This is a genomic window from Acrocarpospora macrocephala, from assembly GCF_009687865.1.
GTDB classification, from domain to species: domain Bacteria; phylum Actinomycetota; class Actinomycetes; order Streptosporangiales; family Streptosporangiaceae; genus Acrocarpospora; species Acrocarpospora macrocephala.
Genome location: NZ_BLAE01000003.1, coordinates 323466 through 343799, shown reverse-complemented (window position 1 = coordinate 343799; position 20334 = coordinate 323466). Strand labels below are relative to the sequence as shown.

7 protein-coding genes are annotated in these 20334 nt (G+C 71.0%); 1 reads left to right on the top strand and 6 read right to left on the bottom strand.

What is annotated here, in order from left to right:
• Positions 1 to 57 precede the first annotated feature (57 nt).
• On the bottom strand, positions 58 to 6618 hold the full coding sequence (locus Amac_RS01505; protein WP_155352421.1) for a polymorphic toxin-type HINT domain-containing protein: 6561 nt from the start codon (positions 6616 to 6618) through the stop codon (positions 58 to 60).
• Positions 6619 to 6648: 30 nt separating this feature from the next.
• Positions 6649 to 9531 carry an RICIN domain-containing protein gene (locus Amac_RS01500; protein ID WP_170322255.1) on the bottom strand — a complete coding sequence of 961 codons (2883 nt, stop codon included), beginning with the start codon at positions 9529 to 9531 and terminating at the stop codon, positions 6649 to 6651.
• A 161-nt stretch (positions 9532 to 9692) separates the two neighbouring features.
• On the opposite strand from Amac_RS01500, the gene Amac_RS01495 reads away from it, so the two are divergent.
• Positions 9693 to 13883 carry an nSTAND1 domain-containing NTPase gene (locus Amac_RS01495; protein WP_155352419.1) on the top strand — a complete coding sequence of 1397 codons (4191 nt, stop codon included), beginning with the start codon at positions 9693 to 9695 and terminating at the stop codon, positions 13881 to 13883.
• Here Amac_RS01495 and Amac_RS01490 read toward each other — a convergent pair whose 3' ends face one another.
• From Amac_RS01490 to Amac_RS01475, 4 genes are read right to left on the bottom strand one after another with little or no spacing between them, the layout of a single operon-like run.
• The gene (locus Amac_RS01490) at positions 13884 to 15215 is read right to left on the bottom strand and encodes a UDP-glucose dehydrogenase family protein (RefSeq protein WP_155352418.1); all 1332 of its coding nucleotides are present in this window, start codon (positions 15213 to 15215) and stop codon (positions 13884 to 13886) included.
• A 38-nt stretch (positions 15216 to 15253) separates the two neighbouring features.
• Positions 15254 to 16423 (bottom strand): NosD domain-containing protein, encoded by a 1170-nt coding sequence (locus Amac_RS01485; RefSeq protein ID WP_155352417.1) that lies wholly within the window; start codon positions 16421 to 16423, stop codon positions 15254 to 15256.
• A 3-nt stretch (positions 16424 to 16426) separates the two neighbouring features.
• Positions 16427 to 18364: a right-handed parallel beta-helix repeat-containing protein gene (locus tag Amac_RS01480; protein ID WP_155352416.1), complete on the bottom strand. Its 1938-nt coding sequence runs from the start codon at positions 18362 to 18364 to the stop codon at positions 16427 to 16429.
• On the bottom strand, positions 18361 to 20334 hold the full coding sequence (locus Amac_RS01475; RefSeq protein ID WP_155352415.1) for a right-handed parallel beta-helix repeat-containing protein: 1974 nt from the start codon (positions 20332 to 20334) through the stop codon (positions 18361 to 18363). The genes Amac_RS01480 and Amac_RS01475 overlap by 4 nt, the downstream gene beginning before the upstream one ends.

Here is a 20334-nt window from a genome sequence, read left to right as displayed (position 1 = left end):
CGCGTCGCGCCTGTCACCTGGACGGTGACAGGCGCGATGTTCCGCGTCCAGCGAGACCTAGGACGTACCCGCTTCCAAGATCCACCTCAGAATCGGCCCCCACGGAACACGCTTGGTGTTCGCTTGGTCTCGGCCCATTACGTATTCCAGCCCCTTGATGAGGACCCAGTCGCGGGCCTTGCCGGGGAGTTCCCTTCGCATCTTGAGGAATTCGGCGGTCGGCACCGCCTCCGCCGGGAGCTGGATGACTCTCGGGGCGACCCGCATGGGCGGCCCGCCCGCGACCGGCCGCTGCCCGGCCTTGTTGGTGCTGTAGTCCTGCCTGTTCTGTTTGGCGTTGTCCTTGTGGTTGCTCCCGCCGCCGCACTTGCTCTTGCCGCCGCCGGCGTTGTGGACCAGCGCGTCGGTCCGGCCGGAGGCGACGTAGTAGGTGTGGGTGTCGGCGACTGTGAGGTTGTGCACGGTCGCGGCCTGCTCGTGGACGGTGACCGTGTTCACCCGTACCTGGTCGCCGGAGGAGTCCAGCAGCCTGTCTCCGGGCTCCAGGTCGGCGGCGTCCACCCAGGCGGACTCCCGTTCCAGCCAGAACGGATGCCCGTCGGTGGCGGTGACCGTCGCCCCGGTGGCGAAGGTGATGTCGACGAGGACCTTCGCTCCGGTGCCCTCGATGGTGGCGGTGACCGGCTTGGCCTCGGTGGCGTCGGTCTCCGGGTCGGTGGCGAGGACCTCGTCTCCGGGTTCGATCTCCTCGATCGGGCGGCGACTTCCGTCGGCCATCAGCACCAGCGTGCCGGGGGCGAAGCTGTTGGAGAGGGCACAGGATCCGCCGAGGTCGTCGACCGTCTCCGCCGCCCCTTCGACTGCCTCGTCCGCTTGTTTGGCCGCGGCCGCCGCCACGTCGTCGGCGGCTTTGGCCGTGGTCTCCGCGACCGCTTCGGCCGCCTCGTCGGCTTTGCGGGCCGCCCGGGCCAGGACGTTCCGCGCGGCGGCGAGTTTGCGGTCGAACGCCCGGTAGGCCTCGTACGCCCGATGCAGCGCCTTGGCGATCTTCCGTGCTTTGAGCAGCTTCCCTAGCGGGAACATTCCGGCCACCATCGACACGCACGCCACCACGTCGCCCTTGGTGAAGCAGTTGCGGATGTCGTTGATGCCGAGGACCTCCATCAGGATGTCGCCGCCGGTTTCGAGGACGATATCGAGCACGCCCTTCTTCGTGACCTCCTTGGCCTCTTCGATCTCCTCGTCGCTCGGGCCGGGGTCCGGGGGCGCGGACCCGCCGGCATCGCTGCGGCCGCCGCTGTCCTCGGCGACGTGCATCAGGCCGTCAGGGTCGGCGAAGGTGACGGGACTGCTGCCGGCGTACGCGTAACCATGCATCTGCTGCGGATCCGCCACGTCGATGAGCGGGTCGACGGACAGGAACCGGCCGGTGACCGGGTCGTACTCGCGCGCGCCCAGGTGGGTGAGCCCGGTCGGGTCCTGCACGCCGTCGACGAATCCGGTCGAGCCCGGCCAGGTCGTACCCGCGCCGCGTGTTTCGCCGAACGGGGTGAACCTGCGGCGGGTGACGGCCAGGTCGGTGGCGGCGAAGGCCAGCTGGGCGGTGCCGAACCGGTCGGCCGACAGCCAGGTGAGCTTGCCGTCGTCGGTGCGGACGGCGACCGTGGTGCCGCCGTGGGCGTAGTAGCGGGTGCCGGATTTCACCGTGCCCTTGGCGCGGAGTTCCTGGCCGGGCAGGTAGAGGGTGGCGGAGCCGTCCGCGTCCTTGCGGATCAGCCGGTTGCCGGCGGCGTCGTAGACGAACTCGGTCTTGGCGGCGCCCTCCTGGATGGCGCTCAACCGGCCTTCGGCGTCCCAGGTCAGGGTCTGCGGCGCGCCGGAGGCGGACGGACGGGTGGTGGTGTTGCCGTTCTTGTCGTAGTCGTAGGCGAGGGTTCTGGTGCCGGTCGAGTCGCTGACCGTCACGCCGCGCAGGGTGTGCGGCTGCGGCTCCCCGGCGGCCGGGTCCGGGTAGTCGAAGGTCTTGTCGACCTGGGTGCCGCCCGCGACGGCGTGCCGCACCTCGGAGGTGCGGTTGCCGATCTTGTCGTAGCCGTAGCTCGTCCAGTACGGCGCGGGCCCGCCGACGTTCGCCGAGGTGGGAGTGGCGCAGTTGGCGCCGTCGGGCGTCCAGGCCTCCTTCAACCGGCGCAGGTGGTCGTAGCCGAAACACTGGGTGTCGGTGGGCACGCCGGTGGCGCCGGGCGCGTCGACGACCTTGGTGACGTTCCCCGCATGGTCGTAGGTGTAGCGGACGTCGCCCTGGACGGCGCCGGCGGCCTCCCGTTTGGTGTGGATTCCGGTCAGGCGGCGCGAGCCGACCTCGTAGGTGTAGGTCAGCCAGAGCCGCTTACCGCCCGTGCCGAGCGTCAGCTGACCGAGTTCGGACATGTCGCTGTACGCGCTGCCCGACACGTAGCTGGACTGGCCGGACAGGGTGAGCGGGTTGCCGAACGCGTCGTAGCCGTAGCTGAGCGTCTCCCCCGCCAGGGATCCGACGCCGGGCAGGCTCATCGTGGCGACGGTGCCGTCGGTGTTGAAGGTGGAGCCGTAGGTGTAGGTCCCGGCCAGGGCGCCTTCGGAGGCGGGGATCGTCACCGTGCTTCCGGTGGGCCGGTAGCCGACGTCGTATCCGGTCACCGAGGTGCTGTACTCGTTGCCGCCGGAGAACCGGCTTGCGGAGGTGAGCATCCCGGACTCGAGCGTGTCGTACGTCCAGGAGGCGCGTTTCGGCCCGTCCAGAGTGCCCTCGTGGATGGCGGTGCGCCGTCCCAGCTTGTCGTACGCATAGGCCAGGATCTGGTGCCTGGCGTCCTCAGTGGAGATCAACCGGTCCGCGTCGTCGTAGTCGTAGCGAGTCGATCCCCGGTCGGGGTCGTCGGTGCGGATCTCCCGTCCGCGCAGGTCGTAGGCGTGCTTCCAGATGTTCCCCGCCGGGTCGGTGACGGTCTCCAGGCGTCCCGCCCTGGTGAAGGCGTATCGGGTGGTGTCGTAGGCGCCGGTCGGCGTGGCCGCCTGGTACTGCCGCAGTTCCTTCGTACGGCCCAGCGCGTCCATGATCGCCGTGGTGGCGGTGCCGCCGGCCGGTGGGGTCACGTCGACGCGGTCGGCGCCCGGGTAGGCGGTGGCGCTGCGCCACCGTTCCACCGCGAACGCGAGATGCGCTTCGGCGATCGTCCGCCCGGCGCCGTCGAAGGTCGACCGGTTCTGCCCGGGGACGTCTGCGTCCTTGACGCCGAACAGGTCGGTGACGGGGGCCGCGGCGTTCCAGTACGCGCCGTTCTGTTTGTGCGACTGGCCGAGGGAGTTGTAGAGGGTGTCGGAGATGATGCGCCCGCCGTTGGGGCCGGGGATCTGGGTCTGGCGGGTGCGCAGCAGGCCGTCGTACAGCTCGATCATGACGGTGTAGCCGCCGTCGGCGCGGAGCGAGCGGGTGGTGACGGCGGGCGGTCCCGTCCGGCCCCGGATGTCGTAGGTGTAGCGCACGTTCGGCGGCTGGCCGGTGTCACGGCCGGGTTCCCAGCCGCTGCTGATCCGGCCGAGGCCGTCGTAGACGATCTCGGTAGTACGGTCGTTGGCGTCGACGGTCTTGGTGGGCAGGCCCCAGGCGGGGTTGAGTTCGGTGCGGGTGGTGTGGTCGAGGGGGTTCGTGGAGACGTAGGCGCGGAGCGGGCCGCCGGTCGCGGGCTCGTAGGAGGTGGTCGAGCGTTCCCCCGCCTGGTCCCACGACTCGGTGACGCGGCCGTAGAGGTCGAACGCGGCCCTGCTCTTGGTGAGGTAGGTGGACGGCCAGGTCTTGAGCTCTTCGACCTTGGTGACGTCGCCCTTGGTCGCGGGGGTGTTCCAGGCGGTGGTGGCGTCGTGCCACATCCGCACGTCGGCGATCACCTGCTCGTCGCCGGTGGGGTTCTGGCCGCAGGGCAGCGCGTAGGTCTCCACCCGGCTGGTGGCCGACAGCAGCCACAGCGTCTCGTTGCGGGCGTAGGTGAAGGTGGTGCACTTCTCGTCGCCGCCGACCGCGGTGTCGCCGTGCTCGTGCACCCGCGTCGTCAGGCCCTGGTCGTTGAACTCCTTGTCCACGCGGGTCTGGAAGGTGCCGCCCCCCGCCTTGGGGGTGCGGACGCGGGTGGTGCCGACGTCGGCGAGCGAGGCGGTCACCGTCCCCCACGAGTGGACCGCCGACGCGGTCTCGCGCAGCCACGGGTCGGAGATCGTCGCCGACACCTCGGCTCCGCTGACGCCGTTGTAGGTGATCTCCTCGCGGGGCATGCCGGCGTAGCGGTCGTTGTCGGCCACCTCGACGCCCTCGGAGTCGCGGATCTTGACGGTCTTGCGCCCGCCGGAGGCCGTGCGGTCGCCGTCCATGCCGCGGAAGAACCGGCTCCGCTCGAACGTCCGCACGTCCGGTGTGACTCCCCGGGTGGTCTCGACGACCTCGTAGCCGCGCCACTGCGCCCAGGTCTTGTCCTCCTCGGCCACCAGCCCGTCGGCGTCGTCGAAGTGCCAGGCCGGGGCCTCGGGATAGTTGTAGAAGGTACGGATCTGGGCGCCGCCGCCGACGTAGTCGTTCTCGGTGACCTCGGTCACCACGTACTTGTGGAACCACTCCAGCTTGTCGGGCTGGCCGGGGTAGGCGCCCTTGACCGGGTGGCAGCGATAGGTGTTGGTGTCGGGGCTGGGCGGCATCCGGGTGCCGGAGACGCAGTCCTTGGTGGAATAGGTGACGCGCAGGTCGCCGCCGGTCTCGTTCTCGATCGCGCCCACCCGCGGCCACCGCATCGGGGGCCGCCCGTCGGGGCCGATGACGCGGTTGTCGAGCTGCTGCGGGGTGAACTTGATCTCCGGCATGACCGCGTCGCCGGTCCCGGCGTGGGTGAGCCCGGCCAGCCACAGCCCGGCCCGGGTTCCGTCACCGGGGTCGGGGAAGGTGTGCCGCAGCGTCCAGGTGTCGACGGGGGTGAAGCCCGTGCCGTTCCAGATCTGGGTGGTGACGGAGGCCAGGCGTTTCTGGGACCAGAACGTCGGGGTCAGCACGCCGGTGCAGGGGGCGGCGGCGCAGCGCTGGTCGAGCGGGGTGTCCGACCACTGCTCCGGCTTGGTGATGTCGCAGGCTGTGCCGGGCAGGCAGCGGTCGGCGGCGGTGAAGACGACCTGGGCGGCCGGGGTTCCGGCGTACTCCTGGCCGGTGCGCAGGCCGTAGTCGATTCTGGCCAGGGTGCCGCCGCGCACGTACTCGGTGGCCTTGGCGGGATCGGCGTCGCGGCCGTAGAGGTTCTTCTCCTGGTTGTACCAGTACGTCATCACGTTGCCGTGCGGATCCACGACATAGTCGAGGTTCCACCGCCAGGCCTGCGTGCAGTACGTGATGGCGTGGCAGGGTTCGCCGGTCTCGTTGCCGTACACCGGGAGCGTCCAGGTGGAGCCGGTCTCGGTCTTGCCGGTCGTCCAGCTGGGCAGGCGGTTCATGCCGAAGTAGTACTGGGTGCCGTCGGTGGTGGTGACCCGCCAGTACTCGCCGTCGTTGTCGCCGTTGGCCCGGGTCGTGTCGGTGAGCCGCTCGATCCGGGAGCCGTCGTCGTTGCGGGGCCGCCAGACGCCGGTCTTGTCGTCCTTGACCAGTTCGCTGCCGCCGCCGTTCAGCGACAACGTCGCGTTGTCGGTCTCCCAGCACTGGTCGCCGACGCCGTCCTTGCCGTCCTCGGAGCAGGGCTTGTACCGGCGCTCGATGAAGCCCGGCCACCACTCGAAGCCCTCACCGACCCAGGAGGGCTGGTTGTTGGTGGCGACCGTCCTGCCGTCGACGCTGCCCGAGGAGTAGGAGAGCGCGATCGACGGGGTCGGCCCGCCGAGGCCCGGCGGGACCCGGAGCGGGTAGTTCCAGGTGAAGTCGCCGGTCGAACCGCCCGCGCCCCAGGTCGAGGAGGGGGAAAGGCCGGTGGCGGCGAACGTGCCCGCGCTGCCGGAGGGGGCCGCGGCCAGCGCGTACAGCCCGCCGAGCGGCAGCTCGGAACTGATCTTGCCCGCCTTGACGTCGTTCTGGGCCGGTACGGCCCTGCCCTGGCATTTGGGCAGCCCCGGCGTGGTCAGCGCGCACTCGGGGAGCGTCCGTAACTCCAGCCGGGAGGCCCAGTCACCGCCGAACGCGCCACGGAAACCCGAGTAGTCCACCTCGAAGGCGGCTGTCGCAGGGGTCTCGTCGATCTTGCTCGTGCGGAACAGCAGGCCGTCACCGGCGCGCGGCAGAACCTCCACCCGGACCCGGCTGGGCGGCGCGTTCTGCTTCGAGGCGGCGGGCGCGACGGAGATCGGCAACGCTCCAGCCTTGGTGAAAGCCGTCCCGGTCTGCACCGTGACGGCGCCAGGTTTTGGCCAGGTGACCGCGCGTGTCCCGGATAGCTCGGGCACCTTCGGCAATGGTGCGGGAATGGCGGGCAGGATCTTCGACCCCGGCACGGACTTCTCCCGCTGCACCGCCGGAGCGGACAGATCCTCAGGGTCGGGCAGAACCCCGGCGGCAGCCGTTGGGGAAAGGGTCAGGACGAGTAGACAGGCGACCGCGGGCGCGAGCCAGCGCTTCATGTGATTTCTCCTGGAGTTTCGGTGCTCGCGTCAGGATCGGCGCAGGTAGAACTCTTGGTTCGGGGTGTTCAGGCAGGCCCACTGGTGGATCAGCGCGTTGTTGAGCAGGTTCGCGCCCGCCACGTCCAGGCAGTTGCCGGAGTGCATCGGCCGCAGCCGCACCAGGGTGTCGTCGCCGGAACCGGCCACGTATTCGAGCCGGTACGCCTGGTCGCCCGACGGCGCCGCGCACGTGTACTGGACGGCCTTCGTGCCGGGAGCGGAGGAGGCTCCGGCGGTCACGCACTTGCCGGTGACGTGGGCCGGTTGCAGCATGAACTGGGCGGCTCCGGTGGCCACCACCCGGAATCGCTGGTTGGCGCCGCCAGGGCAGTCGTACTGGATCATGGCCGCGTTGTCGGCGGTGCCGGCGTTGGCGACGGCCACGCACCGGCCCGAGTGGGAGGCCACCAGCTGGTAGGTCGCGGCCGGGTCGACCTCGACCCCGGACCTGCCGGTGGTGCTCAACGCGCCGCGCCAGTACTGCTGCGGAGCCGCCACCGTGCCTGCGGCGGCGGTGAACCGCCACAGCACGTGCTGCGCCGATCCGCAGCAGGCGTAGTCGACGATCAGGTCCTCGTCGTTGTCGCCGTCCAGGTCCCCGGCCGTGGGCTCGACGAGGTGCCAGTTCCAGGAGTGGTCGCCGGACTGCCAGAGCGGGATCGTGGGCGGGGGGACGAATCCGGTGCCCGTGTTGGCGAACAGGTAGAGGGAGGTTTGATTGGCTTCGCTGTACCGGTAGAAGGCGGCGATCTCCGCGCGGCCGTCCCCGGTCACGTCGGCGCCGACCAGCTTGGTCTTGGCCCAGCTCCAGCCACGGCTCGGGTCGTCGTACCAGGTGGCGGGGGCGGCGAAGGACGAGCGGGTGGAGGGCAGGATGTAGATGCCGATCCTGCTGCCCAGATCCCTGATCTCGGCGAGGTCGTGGGCGCCGTCCCCGTCGAAGTCACCCGCGACGAGCTTGATCTTGGTGGCGTCCCTGGCGGCGCTCCCCCACGCGGCGGGCGCGGCGAATCCGTCGCCGGTGCCGAGGAAGACGCGCAGGTCCAGCGTGGCACCGCCCAGGTCGTACATGACGGCCAGGTCGTCGCGCTTCGCCTCGTCGCCGTCGAAGTTGCCCGCCACGACCTTCGTCTTGGCCCAGTCCCAGGTGGCCGACTCCCACACCTGGGTTCCGGTCAGCGCGTTGCCGTCCGAAGCCAGCAGGTGCAGGGTGGTACGGCCGCCGCCCTCGTCACGGAACATCGCCAGATCGGTCCGGCCGTCCCCGTCGAAGTCACCGGCGGCGCTCTTCACCTTGTCCAGCGGGAAGGCGCCCGCGTCGAACACGTTGACCGGGCTCGCACCGGTCAGGTTCCACACCTGGGCGCGGCCCCGGTCGCCGTCGGTCAGCACGGTGAGGTCGGCGCCGCCGTCGCCGTTGAGGTCGCCGCGCTCGTGCGGGATCTGGCCGCTGCCGTCGACCGCCTGGAACGGGTAGCGGGCGATGCCGGAGGCGGGGTCGCCGTCCGGGCCGACGCTCTTGTTCCCGGCCCGGTCCACGGCCTGGACCCACAGTTCGGCCGGGTCGCCGTGCCACATGGTGATCGGCACTTCGGCGGTGCCGTCCGGCCTGGCCGGGACCGTCATGGCCAGGGCGTCCTGGCGGAAGCCGTACCGGAAGGCGACCACGTCGGTGCCCGAGAACGTGACCTTGCCGGGCACGCCGATCGCGGTGGGGCCGAAGTCGTCCCTGGCGAAGTCGGTGGAGCTGATCGACGGGAGCGGCGGGCTGTTGGCCGGGCCCGGGGTCTCGACGGTGAACTCGCAGGCGCGCGACCAGGCGCCGTTGTCGGTGCCGTACGCGCCGAGCAGGTCGTATCCGCGGACCCGCCAGGAGTAGGTGTGCCCTTCCTGGAACGTACCGGCGGGGATGGTGGCGCTCGCGTTGGCGCCATCGGCGACCAGGCCCGTCGTCGTCCCGCCGATCCGGCCGACGCCGACCTCCGACCATTCGAACTCGGCGTGCGTGGATCCGTCGCCGTCGATCATCTTGGCGCTCAGCTTCGGCGTCGCCGAGGTGATCGCCGGGCGGGCGGGGCCGGCCACGCACACCGCGTCGTCGGTGGCGTCACCGGGCGCGGAGTCGTCATCGGTGACCAGGGCGGCGGGAGCGGCCGGGAGGGTGTTGTAGCCGATGTCCAGGTTGGGGTTCTTGCCGTTGGCGCCCCCGAATATCAGGTAACGCTTCCAGCTGTACTCGTCGCTCTCGTTCTCGGCCCTGAGCCCGAGCGAGATCGACGTGTCGCCCGCCTCCGCGACCTTGCGGACCGCGCCGGTGACGTCGAAGGCCACCCAGTCATCTGGGCAGCGGCCCTGGTAGCCGCCTCCGTAGCGGCGCACGGCCTTGCTGTTGCCGCCCAGGTTGGTGGCCCACGCGGTCGTGTTCCAGGTCGCGTTCCAGGTCGTGCCGGAGTTGAAGGCGGGCACCTGGTAGACGTCCACCGCCCCGCCGGACTCGTTGCCGTTGCCGCAGTCCTTGGACGACCACGCCTGCCAGAGGCGCAGCTTGGCCCACAGGATGTGGGTCCTGGCCACCCGGGAGGTGTCCAGCTGCAGGATGGTCCTGGCGGTGGTGCCGCCGCCGTCGGAGTTGTGACCGGCGCGCAGCGTTCCCCTGGTCGTGTCGTCGGACTCGATCGTCGCCTTGTCGTAGTAGCTGTTGTTGCCGAACTGCTTCCGCAGCACGTTCCAGTGCTGGCGGACGCCGGTGAACTTCCGCGTCTCGTCCGCCAGCACGGTCGCGGCGGCCGTCTGGGCCATGATCGGCGGTGCGCCGGTCCCCGCCAGCAGCAGCCCGAGCGCGCTCGCGCACGCCGCCTTCGCCAATCTCATAGGTGCTCCCCGTAGTCGTGACATGCGGGGATCAGTTTGTGGAGGCGGGCGTGGAGGAGGCGTATATAGGCCGTATATCGACTCTTGTCGGGCGTACATTGGCTCGATAACGTGCGGCGACGCTGGAAATCGACGACGGGGGAACCACAGTGGAGTTCCGCGTGCTCGGCCCGCTTGCCGTGGAAATCGACGGGGCCGCGCTCCCGCTGCGATCGACCAAGCAGCGGATCCTGCTGGGCGTGCTGGTGAGCCAGGCCAACACGCCTGTCCCGCGCGCGCGGCTGGCCGAGGCGCTGTGGGAACGACCACCGGCCTCAGCGGCGGAGAACCTGCGGCTGTACGTCCACCAGCTGCGCCGCACCCTCTGGGACGGGGAGCGCATCACCCGCGACACGTACGGCTACTCGATCAGGGTCGGGCCCGGCGAGCTCGACGCGGACCGGTTCGACCGGGACGTGGCCGCCGCGGCGCTGGCCGAGGACCCGGCCGCCGCCCGCGACCTGCTGGACCGGGCGCTGGCCCTGTGGCGCGGCCCCGCCTACGGCGACCTCGCCGAGACGCCGGTGATCAGGCAGGCGGCGCTCAAACTGGAGGAGTCCCGGCTGCGCGCCGGCGAGGATCGGGTGCTGGCCGACCTGAAGCTGGGCCGCCATGCCGACGTCGTCGCCGAACTGACGGCGATGACGGAAACGTTCCCCTTCCGGGAGTCGATCCGCGGGCACCTCATGGTCGCCCTCTACCGGTCCGGCCGTCAGGCCGAGGCGCTGGAGGTCTTCCGGCGGACCAGGGCGCTGCTGGCCGACCAGCTCGGCGTCGAACCGGGCCTGGAGCTGCGGCGGCTGCACGAGGCGGTGCTGCGCGGCGACCGGCGGCTCGCCGCCCCGCAGCGATCTCGCCAGGTGGCCGTGACCGCCGGGACGCAGCCGCCGTTCCAGGGCATGCGGGCGTTCGGGCCCGAGCAGGAGGAGTGGTTCTTCGGCCGCGCCCAGGCGGCCGAACGGCTGCTCGACCGGGTCGGGCGGCTGCCGATCGTGAGCGTGCTCGGCGCGTCGGGCAGCGGCAAGTCCTCGCTGCTGCGGGCCGGGCTGCTCGGTCCGGCCAGCCGGGATCCGCGCTGGCAGACCTTGCTGATGACACCGGGCGACCGCCCGCTGGAGGCGCTGGCCAGGCAGGTCGCCAAGCTGGCCGACCTGGACGCCGACCGGCTGCGCGAGGATCTGGCGCGCGACCCGTCCCAGCTGGACATCGCCCTCAGGAACGCGATGGCCCCTGGCCCGCCGGAGACCCGGGTGCTGCTGGTGGTGGACCAGTTCGAAGAGGTCTTCACCCTCTGCGCCGACCCCGCGGAACGCGACCTGTTCATCCGGGCCCTGCTCGACGCCGCCCTCGGACCCGACCGGCGCACCACCGTAGTACAGGGCGTGCGCGCCGACTTCCTGGCCCAGCTGTCCCGGCACGCGGACCTGGTGGCGGCGCTGGCGGACGAGGCGACCCTGCTCATCGGCCCGCCCGCGCTCGCCGACCTGCGCGAGATGATCACAGGTCCGGCCGCGCGGGCCGGGCTGACCGTGGACGCCGAACTGCTCGCCACGATCGTGGCCGAGACCGGCACAGCACCCGGCTCGCTGCCGCTGCTGTCCCACGCCCTGCTGGAGACCTGGCGGAACCGCACCGGAACCGCCCTCAGCCTGGCCGCCTACCAGGCCGGCGGCGGCGTGCGCGGCGCCATCGCGCAGACCGCGGAACGCGAGTACGACCTGCTCGACGACACCGGACGCCGGATCGCGCGCCGGATCTTCCTGCGGCTCACCGCGCTCGGCGAGGGCACCGACGACACCCGCAGGCCCGTGGACCGGGCCGAACTCGACGGCATCGCCGACCCCGAGGCCGTCGACGGCGTCCTGGACGCCCTCGCGGCGGCCCGCCTGATCGTCCTGGCGGCCGACCGGGTCGAGGTGGCGCACGAGGCGCTCATCCGAGCCTGGCCCCGGCTGCACCGCTGGCTCACCGACGACCGGGCCGACCTGCTGGCGCACCGGCGGCTCACCGAGGACGCCCGCACCTGGGCGGAGCTCGGCCGCGACCCCGGCGTCCTCTACCGGGGCCTGCGGCTGCTCACCGCGGGAAGCTGGGCCGAGGAGAACCCGCAGGAGCTGAACCAGCGCGAAGCCGCCTTCCTCGCGGCGGGACGCGCCCTCGCCGACACCGAACGCCTGGCCTCGGCACGCCGAACCCGCCTGTTCAAACGCCTGGCCGCCGGACTGGCCGTCATGCTGGTGCTCGCGATCGCGGGCGCCGTCACCGCCGTACGGCAGGGCGGGGAGGCCCGGCTGCGGCAGCTCGTCGAAAGCTCCCACCAGCTCGCCCTCACCTCCCGGCAGCTGCTGGCCACCGACCCCGACACGGCCGGGCTGCTGGCCGTCGAGGCCCACCGCCTGCGCCCCGACCCGCAGACCCTGGGCGCGATGCTGAGCGCCGCCGCCGTGGCCCGGCGGCGGATCGACCTCAACACCGGCGGCACGCCGGTCTTCGACATCGCGCTGAGCCCCGACGGCAAGCTGGCCGCCTCAGCGGGGCGGGACGGGACCATCGGCCTGTGGGACCCCGCCCGCCGCACCCTCCTGGCCAGCCTCACCGGCCACGCCGACGGTGTGGACCACTACGCCAGGGACGTGGCCTTCAGCGCCGACTCCACCCTGCTGGCCTCGGTCGCCAGCGCCGCCGCCATCGGGCCCAGCGCCGGATCGCTGATCGTCTGGGACGTGCGCGCCCGCCGGGCCCTGTTCAAGCAGGCGTACGACCGGCTGAGCGGCGCGCTGGCCTTCAGCTCCGACGGGACCACGGTCGCGGTCGGCACGGACACCGGGATCGAGGTCCGCGACATCGGCGGGCAGCACCGCCGGACCCTCACGACCGGGCACGAGGTCCTCTCCCTGGCGTTCAGCCCCGACCGGCGGCTGCTCGTCTCCGCCGACGGGAAGGGCGAGCCGATCGTGTGGGGCGCCGCCACCGGCGAGCGCGTCACCACCGTCCCCGCGCCCGGGGCGCACACCGTCGACTTCGACGCCGGGACCGGCCGCCTCGCCACCAGCACCACCGATGGCGGCGTGCACTTCTGGGACGTCGGGGCGAGCAAGGTGAAGGCGCTCGGCGACATCCCCGCGCAGGAAGCGCTCGCCTGGGTGGTCTCCGCTCCCGCCAACGGCAGAATCGCCGTCGCCAACGAATACGGATATATCACCATCTGGGATGTGGCGCGGCGGCTGCCGCTCGCCACCTACCAGGATCGGGGCCGCGCCGAGGCCCGCTCGGTGGCGTTGAGCCGGGACGGCGCCGCCCTCGCCTCCGCCGGGCTCGGCCGCACCATCGTGATCCGCGAGCACGCCGTGCCGCCCTTCATCGGCCACAGCGGAGCCGTCAACGACATCGAGACCAGCTCCGACGGATTGCTCACCGCCAGCGCGGGATCGGACGGCACCGTCCGCCTCTGGGACCAGGACGGAACACCACTGGCCGTTCTCGCCGACCACTCCGACCACGTGCAGGCGATCGCCTTCAGCCCCGGCGGCGAACGCCTCCTCGCCCTCACCCGCGACCACACCATCGTCGTCTGGGACGTGGCCCTCCGGCGCCGGATCGCCACCGTCCCGTACGCGGGCCTGGCCGCCTCCACGGACATCGCCCACCATCCGGACGGCCGCTCCGTCGCCACCGCCTCCCAGGGGCGGTTCCGCTGGGACACCCCCGCGATGTCGGAACGGCCGATTCCCGGCCTGCCGTACATCGCGACCACGCTGGAGTACAGCCGGGACGGGCGGCTGCTCGTCTCCGGCAGCCCGGCGGGCAGCGTCCTGGTCTGGGACACCGCCACCGACACCCGGCTGCTCGACTGGGCCACCGGCCAGGGCGAGGTGCGCGACGTCAGCCTCAGCCCCGACGGCAAGCTGGCCGCCACCGCCGGAGCCGATCGGACGGTGAAGATCTGGAACGTCCGGTCGGGTACGGCCGTGGCCACCCTGACCGGGCACACCGCCTCCGTCCAGGTGGTCGCCTTCAGCCGGAACGGGCGTTTCCTGGCCGCGGCGGGCGACGACCACACGATCAGCGTGTGGGACACCGCCACCTGGACCCGCGTCGCCGTGCTGACCGGCCACGACGCACCCGTACGCGCCCTGGCCTTCACCTCGGGCGGCGACCTGCTCTCCGGCGGCGACGACGGAAAGGTGATCCGCTGGTCGCTGTCGGCCGACGCCGCCAGGGCGCGGATCTGCCGGGAGGTAGGCCGCGACCTGCCGTACGCGGAGTGGAGCACCTACCTCCCGGTCGAGCCGTACCACGCCACCTGCGGGTGACTAGGGGCGGCCCAGAGCGCGGTACTCCCAGCCCTCGGCGCGCCAGGCCTCCGCGTCCAGAGCATGGCGGCCGTCCACGATCCGGCGGTTCCGGACCACCTGCGCCAGCGCGGACGGCTGAATCTCCCGGAACTCGGCCCATTCGGTCAGCAGCACCACCACGTCCGCGTCCTGGGCCACGTCGAGAGCGCTGGTGCCGTACCTGAGTTCGGGGTACGCGCGGCGGGCGTTGTCGAGAGCCGCAGGGTCGTAGACACGGACGTTCGCGCCCAGGCCGTGCATGGTGCGGGCCACGTCCAGGGCGGGGGCGTCGCGGATGTCGTCGGAGTTGGGCTTGAAGGCCGCGCCCAGGCAGGCGACGCGCTTGCCGTCGAGCTGGCCGCCGAGGAGTTCCCTGACCAGGTCGATGGTACGAGAGCGGCGGCGGCGGTTGATGGCGTCGACTTCGCGGAGGAAGGAGACGGCCTGGCCGACGCCGATCTCCTCGGCGCGGTGGGCGAAGGCGCGGATGTCCTTGGGCAGGCAGCCGCCGCCGAAGCCGAGGCCGGGCTGGAGGAAGCGGCCGCCGATGCGGTCGTCGTAGGCGAGGGCCTTGGCCAGGTCGCGTACGTCGGCGCCGGTGGCCTCGCAGACCTCGGCCATCGCGTTGATGTAGGAGATCTTGGTGGCCAGGAAGGAGTTGGCGGCCACCTTGACGAGTTCGGCGGTGGACAGGTCGGTGACGACGGTGGGGGTCCCCAGGTCGAGGATCGGCCGGAAGGCCGCGGTGAGCTGGTCGCGGGCCCAGTCGGAGGCGACGCCGAAGACGAGGCGGTCGGGGCGCAGGGTGTCGTCGACGGCGAAGCCTTCGCGCAGGAACTCGGGGTTCCAGGCCAGTTCGACCTCGTCCCCGGCGGGGGCCAGCTCGCGGAGCATGTCGCCGAGCCGGGCGGCCGTGCCGACGGGGACGGTCGACTTGCCGACGACCAGGCAGCGGCGGGTCAGGCGGGCGGCCAGGGCGCGGACGGTGGCGTCGACGTAGGTGAGGTCGCAGGCGTCGGAGCCGGGCTGCTGGGGGGTGCCGACGCAGATGAAGTGCACGTCGCCGTGGGCGGCGGCCTCCTCGTAGGAGGTGGTGAAGCGGAGCCGGCCGGATTCCATGGTCTTGGCCAGCAGTTCGGGCAGTCCGGGCTCGAAGAACGGCACTTCGCCGGACTGCAATTTCTTGATCTTGTTGGCGTCCACGTCGAGGCCTACCACCTCGTAGCCCAGTGACGCCATGCAGATGGCGTGCGTCGCCCCGAGGTAGCCGGTTCCGATGACCGTCAGCCGTGGGAGTGCGGCGTCGCTCATGTCTGTACTTTCCTTTCGCGTGTGGTTGAGCTCGGTGCTCAGGAACAGCTGCCCTTTTTGACGAGCGTGCCGCCGGTGACCTTGTTGTCGCAGGCGATGGTGTTTCCGCCGACGGTGTCGTTGACGCCGTATCCGCCGGAGTTGCCGAGATCGATGATGTTGGCGCGGAACACGTTGCCGGTGCCCCAGCCGTCCACGATCTTGTGGGTCTGGAAGCCGTCCGCGTTGGTGTTGCTGCCGGTGTTGGCCTCGATGACGTAGCCGTTGCCCTTGACGTCGACCCAGGAGTCGTTGTGCTTGGAACCGCCGAGGACGGAGCCGTCGAAGATGTTGCCGACGACGCGGCCGTCGGAGGTGCCTTCCTTGATGTCGATCGCCTCGGCGGTGGCCCTGATGACGTTGCCGCGCACGAGGTTGCGGTCGCTGCGGTCCATCTGGCCGCCGGAGAAGGTCGCCCAGTTGCTCTCGGCGGTGCCGAGGTAGACGCCCTCGCCGAACTTCTCCCGGCGCAGGCCGGTGGCGTAGATCATGTTGTACTGGACGATGTTGTCGCTGCTGAAGTTGCGCAGGTGGATGGCTTCGTCGCCGATGTGGTGCACGGTCAGGCCCTGGATGATCGTGTGGCTGGTCTTGTCGGCCATCACGCCCTTCTGGCTGTTGCGGACCGTGAAGCCGATCAGCCGCCAGTGGCTGACCTCGTTGAGGTGGAAGGCGTAGCCCTTCTTGACGCCGCCGCCGTCGATGATCGCCTCGGGCGAGCCGCAGACGAAGATCGGGTCGGATTCGGTGCCGGGGACCGTGGCCACGAAGCGGCCCGCGTACACGCCGGGCTCCAGCTTGATCACGGTGCCGGGTTCGGCCGCCTCGATCGCCTCGGCGAGGCCGGCGGCGTCGGTGACGGTCACCGTGGCCTCCGGGCAGTCGATCGTTCCCTCGCCGGTGGGGACGGGGATGGCGGGGGGCTGTTGCAGGGCAACGAACGGTTCCACGTCATCCTCCTCTTGGTCCTCCACCTGCGATTCCTGTGGTACCTGGGACGTTTGGGAGGAGTCGGTCGTTCCACCGCTTTGCGGATGAATGTCCTCAACTTGCATGCTCGGCTCGCTGGAGCCGCCGAAAATCCCGCGTACCAGCACCACGATGATCACCGTGATGACGGCCCCGGCCAGCATTCCCACCAGGGTCTTTCTGTCGATGTCCAGGCGCATCGCTCAGCTCCTCCCCGCCGGAGTGCGGGCGGTGGCGGTCCTCAGGACCTGCGCCGGCCGCTCCTCCAGCAGTGTCTGCTTCTCGTACGGATGGACGATTCTGCGGCCGACCCGCGGGCCGTCACCGCGCATGGCCCGCAGGGCCGAGATCACGATCAGCGCGATCACCGCGAACCAGATGATGTTCATCGGCTTGGCGATCCGCTTCACCATCGTCCAGAACCCGGCCGTGTCCTGCCAGCCGTCGACGTTGTTGGCCGTGGGGGTCTCGATGCCCTTCGCCCGGCTGCTGTCGATGGCGCTGCGGCCCGCGCCGCCCAGGGTGTTTCCGGTGATCTTGGTGCCGTCGGCGTTGCCCAGCAGGGAGATCGCGTGCAGGGACGCGGACTGGACCGTGTTGCCGGAGATGGTGGCCTCGGCGTCCCTGAGGAAGATCGCGGTCGCGGTGTCGCGGACGATGTTGCCGCTGACCCGGGCCGACCGCACGCCGTCGCGGAGCGCGATCCCCTGGATGCGCTGGCCGGTGAGCCGGTTGCCGGAGACCTGCACCCCGGTGGCGTCCTGGCTCACCACGATGCCCATCTCTCCGCCGATCACCTCGCTGGTCTGTACGGCCAGCTTGACCCCGCCCTGGATCTCCACACCGTAGCGCCCGTTCTCCCGGGCCACGCTGCTGGTCACCGAGCTGCCGCCGAAGCTGCGCAGCGACTCCCCCGACGCCGACGGACCCCGGGCCAGCGGCAGGCCGCTGATGGTGAAGCCGTTGCCGGCGTTGTGCTCGGACGTGGACCCGGTGATCGTGACGTTCTGGGTGCCCCGGGACAGCACGAACCCGTCGCCTCGGCTGTTGCTCACGGTGGTGTTCTCGATGGTGGCGTTGCGGGCGAACCGGTGCAGCAGCACGCCGTCGACCAGGCTGCCGCTCACCCTGACGTTGGTGATCCTGGTCTCGTTGGAGGCCGTGATGAAGATCCCGTACGCGTTGCCCGTGATCGTGGTGTCGGTGATGTCGCCGGTGACCAGGTTGGCCTCCGGCAGCTGGAAGGTGGCCTTCCCGCCGCCCGTGCCGTCGGTGACCACGATCTCGTCGTCGCCGCCGTCGCTCGGCACGAGCTGGCCGTTGGGCATGAGCACCTTCGACTGCCGCTCCCCCGCGGCGGTGGGCGTGGGCGTGGGCGAGACCGTGGGGGTGACGGTGCCCGCCGGGAGCGTGGGAGGCAGCTGACGCTTGGCGGTCTGGCTGGGCCGGTCGCTGCCGGTCATGGCCACCCCGCCGGTCGGGCCGCTCCAGAAGCCGAGATGCTCGACCATGGCGTAGCTCATCTTGAGCTCCCCGCCGACCGCGCGCAGGTAGGCCCGCCCGTCGGCGACCTTGGTGTCCACCGTCCTGGTGTGGGTGTCCCAGCTGCTGAGCCGGACCGGGTTCTGGGCCGATCCGTTGATGCGGATGCTCGCGCCGAAGCTCACGATCGACACGAAGGTGCCGGGCTCGCTGCGCATCCGGATCACCAGCGGCCCGGTCGCGTTCTGGAGCACCAGTTTGGATCCCGGGCCGAGGAACACGTTGATGCCCAGCACGTACGAATTGTCGTCCTGCTTCTGGAACTCCTCGCCACCCAGCTTCTCCAGGTCCGCCACCCGGTACGGCTCACGCCGCTGCGGCAGCACCAGCGTCCGGCCATTGGCCGAACTGGAGATGTGCGGCACCCGGGCGGCCGCGGCGGCCGGACCGCCCCGCGCCATCGCGGAGGACAGCGTGGCCCGAGTCTGCATGATCCGCAAATCCTCCTGGTCGACCAGGGTCGACTGCTGCTGCGCATCCGCCGCGGACACCTCGTTGACGCCCGGCGTCGGCGGCGGGCGGTCGATGTAGGACAGGTACGCCCAGGTGCCGACCGCGGACAGGGTCAGCGCCATGAGGATGAGGAACAGGCGCTTCATCCTCTGCCCCCGATCGTCGGGGTCGAACCCGCGTGCGCCGGCGGCCGATGCCTGCTCGCCCGGCCGGGCATGGGCACGGGCGCGGTGTTCTCGGACTGGTCCTGACCCCGCGCCGCGTGGCGCAGCAGCATGAGCGGCCGCTCCTCCATCGGCTTCTGCAGCTCGTACGGGTCGCGGATCTTGCCGCGCCGCCGCCTCTCCATGATGCCGCGGGACCGGATCGCCGAGACGATGACCAGCAGGAGGACGCACGCCCAGATCACGTTCATGGGTTTGACGTAGCGCTTGGCCTTGACCCAGAACGTCGAGGTGTCCTTCCAGCCGTCCTCGTCGTTGTTGTGCTTGTTCAGCTTGCCGGAGGAGCGCGCGATGCTGATCGCGCTGGTGCCGGAGCCGATGAGGGTGTTGCGGGTGATCTCGGACCCGTCCGCCTGCCCGACCACGGTGATGCCGTGCGCCTTCGGGTCCGTGATCGTCGTGACCTTGTTTCCGACGACCGTGCCGTCGGAGTCGCGCAGGTAGATGCCGGTGGTCGTGCCCTTGATGGTGTTGCCCGCCACGTGCGCGCCGGTCGCGCCGTCGCGCAGGGCGATCGCCTGGCGGCGCTGGTTGGTCAGCTTGTTGCCGGAGATCTGCACGCCGCTGGCGCCCTCGCGGACCACGATGCCCATGTCGCCGCCGATGATTTCGCTGGTCTGCACGGCCAGCCGGCTGCCGCCGAGCACCTCGATGCCGTAGCGGCCGTTGTCGCGGGCGATGCTGCTGTTGATCGAGCTGTCGCCGTACACGGCCAGCGACTCGCCGCTCGCGGACGGGCCCTGCGCGAGGGCCCGGCCGTTGACGGTGAAGCCGTTGCGGCCGTTGCCCTGGGCCAGGCAGTCGGTGACCCTGACCTTCTCCGTGGCCCGCGACAGCACGAAGCCGTCACCGCCGCTGCCGATCACCTCGGTCTTCTCGATCGTGGCGTTCTTGGCGAACCGGTGCATGAACACGCCGTGCACCAGGCTGTCGACGATCTTGTTGTCGATGATCTGCGTCTGGTTCGAGCCGGACACGAACAGCCCGAACGCGTCACCGGTGATCACGCTGTTCTTGATCGATCCGGACACCAGCTCGTCGGCGAGCACGTGGGAGGCGGTGCCGGGGCCGACCGGGATGGTCTCCACGTCGCCGAAGTTGCCGCCGCCCTTGTCGGGGTTGTTGTTGGCGGCCAGGCGTTTGGCCTTGTCCTGGTGGCGCTGCGCCTTGGTCCTGTGCCGGTAGGCGCTGGCCGGCCGCTCGGTGCCGGTGAGCGCGATGCCCCCGGTGCGGCCGCTCCAGAACCCGAGATCCGAGACCTGCGCGTAGGCCATCTCGAACTCGCCGCCGACCGCGCGGATGTAGGCCCGCCCGTCGACCGTGGAACGGTCCGGTTGCTGGGTACGGACATCCCAGCTCGTGATGCGCACCGGATTTTTGGCGGTGCCCTTGATCTCGATGCTGCCGCCGAACGTGACGATCGAGCTGAACGAGCCGGGCAGGCTGCCCATCCGCAGCGTCAGCGGTCCGCGCAGCTGCAGGCGGGCGCCGTCGGCCACGAAGACGTGGATGCCGAGCAGGACCGAGCCGTCCTTCATCTGGCGGACGTACCGGCCCTTTTCGACCGCCGCCAGGTCCCTGAGCGTGTACGGGGCATTGGTGTTGCGCGCGGGCAGCACCAGCGTCCGGCCGTGCGACGAGACGAAGACCTGGGGTTGCTTGCGCTGGGCGGCCTCGATGCCGCCGGTCTGCAGCAGGGCGGTGAGCGCGGCGCGGGTCTGGACCAGCCGCTGGTCCTCCATGTCCACCAGAGCCGCCTGGGCTTCGGCTTCGTCGGCGGTGAACGTGGTGGGCGCCGGGTCGCGGGCGGCGGGAGGTGCTGCGGCGGCGGGAGCCGTACCGAGACCGAACGCCAGCGCCGCGATGAGGGTCAGTGGGGCAAAACGCGCCAT

Excerpts from the sequence above, each read along its gene's own strand:
- Amac_RS01475 (WP_155352415.1), bottom strand. The coding sequence starts at position 20,334 with ATGGCGCGTTTTGCCCCACTGACCCTCATCGCGGCGCTGGCGTTCGGT.
- Amac_RS01500 (WP_170322255.1), bottom strand. The coding sequence starts at position 9,531 with ATGAGATTGGCGAAGGCGGCGTGCGCGAGCGCGCTCGGGCTGCTGCTG.
- Amac_RS01485 (WP_155352417.1), bottom strand. The coding sequence starts at position 16,423 with ATGCGCCTGGACATCGACAGAAAGACCCTGGTGGGAATGCTGGCCGGG.
- Amac_RS01480 (WP_155352416.1), bottom strand. The coding sequence starts at position 18,364 with ATGAAGCGCCTGTTCCTCATCCTCATGGCGCTGACCCTGTCCGCGGTC.
- Amac_RS01490 (WP_155352418.1), bottom strand. The coding sequence starts at position 15,215 with ATGAGCGACGCCGCACTCCCACGGCTGACGGTCATCGGAACCGGCTAC.
- Amac_RS01505 (WP_155352421.1), bottom strand. The coding sequence starts at position 6,618 with ATGAAGCGCTGGCTCGCGCCCGCGGTCGCCTGTCTACTCGTCCTGACC.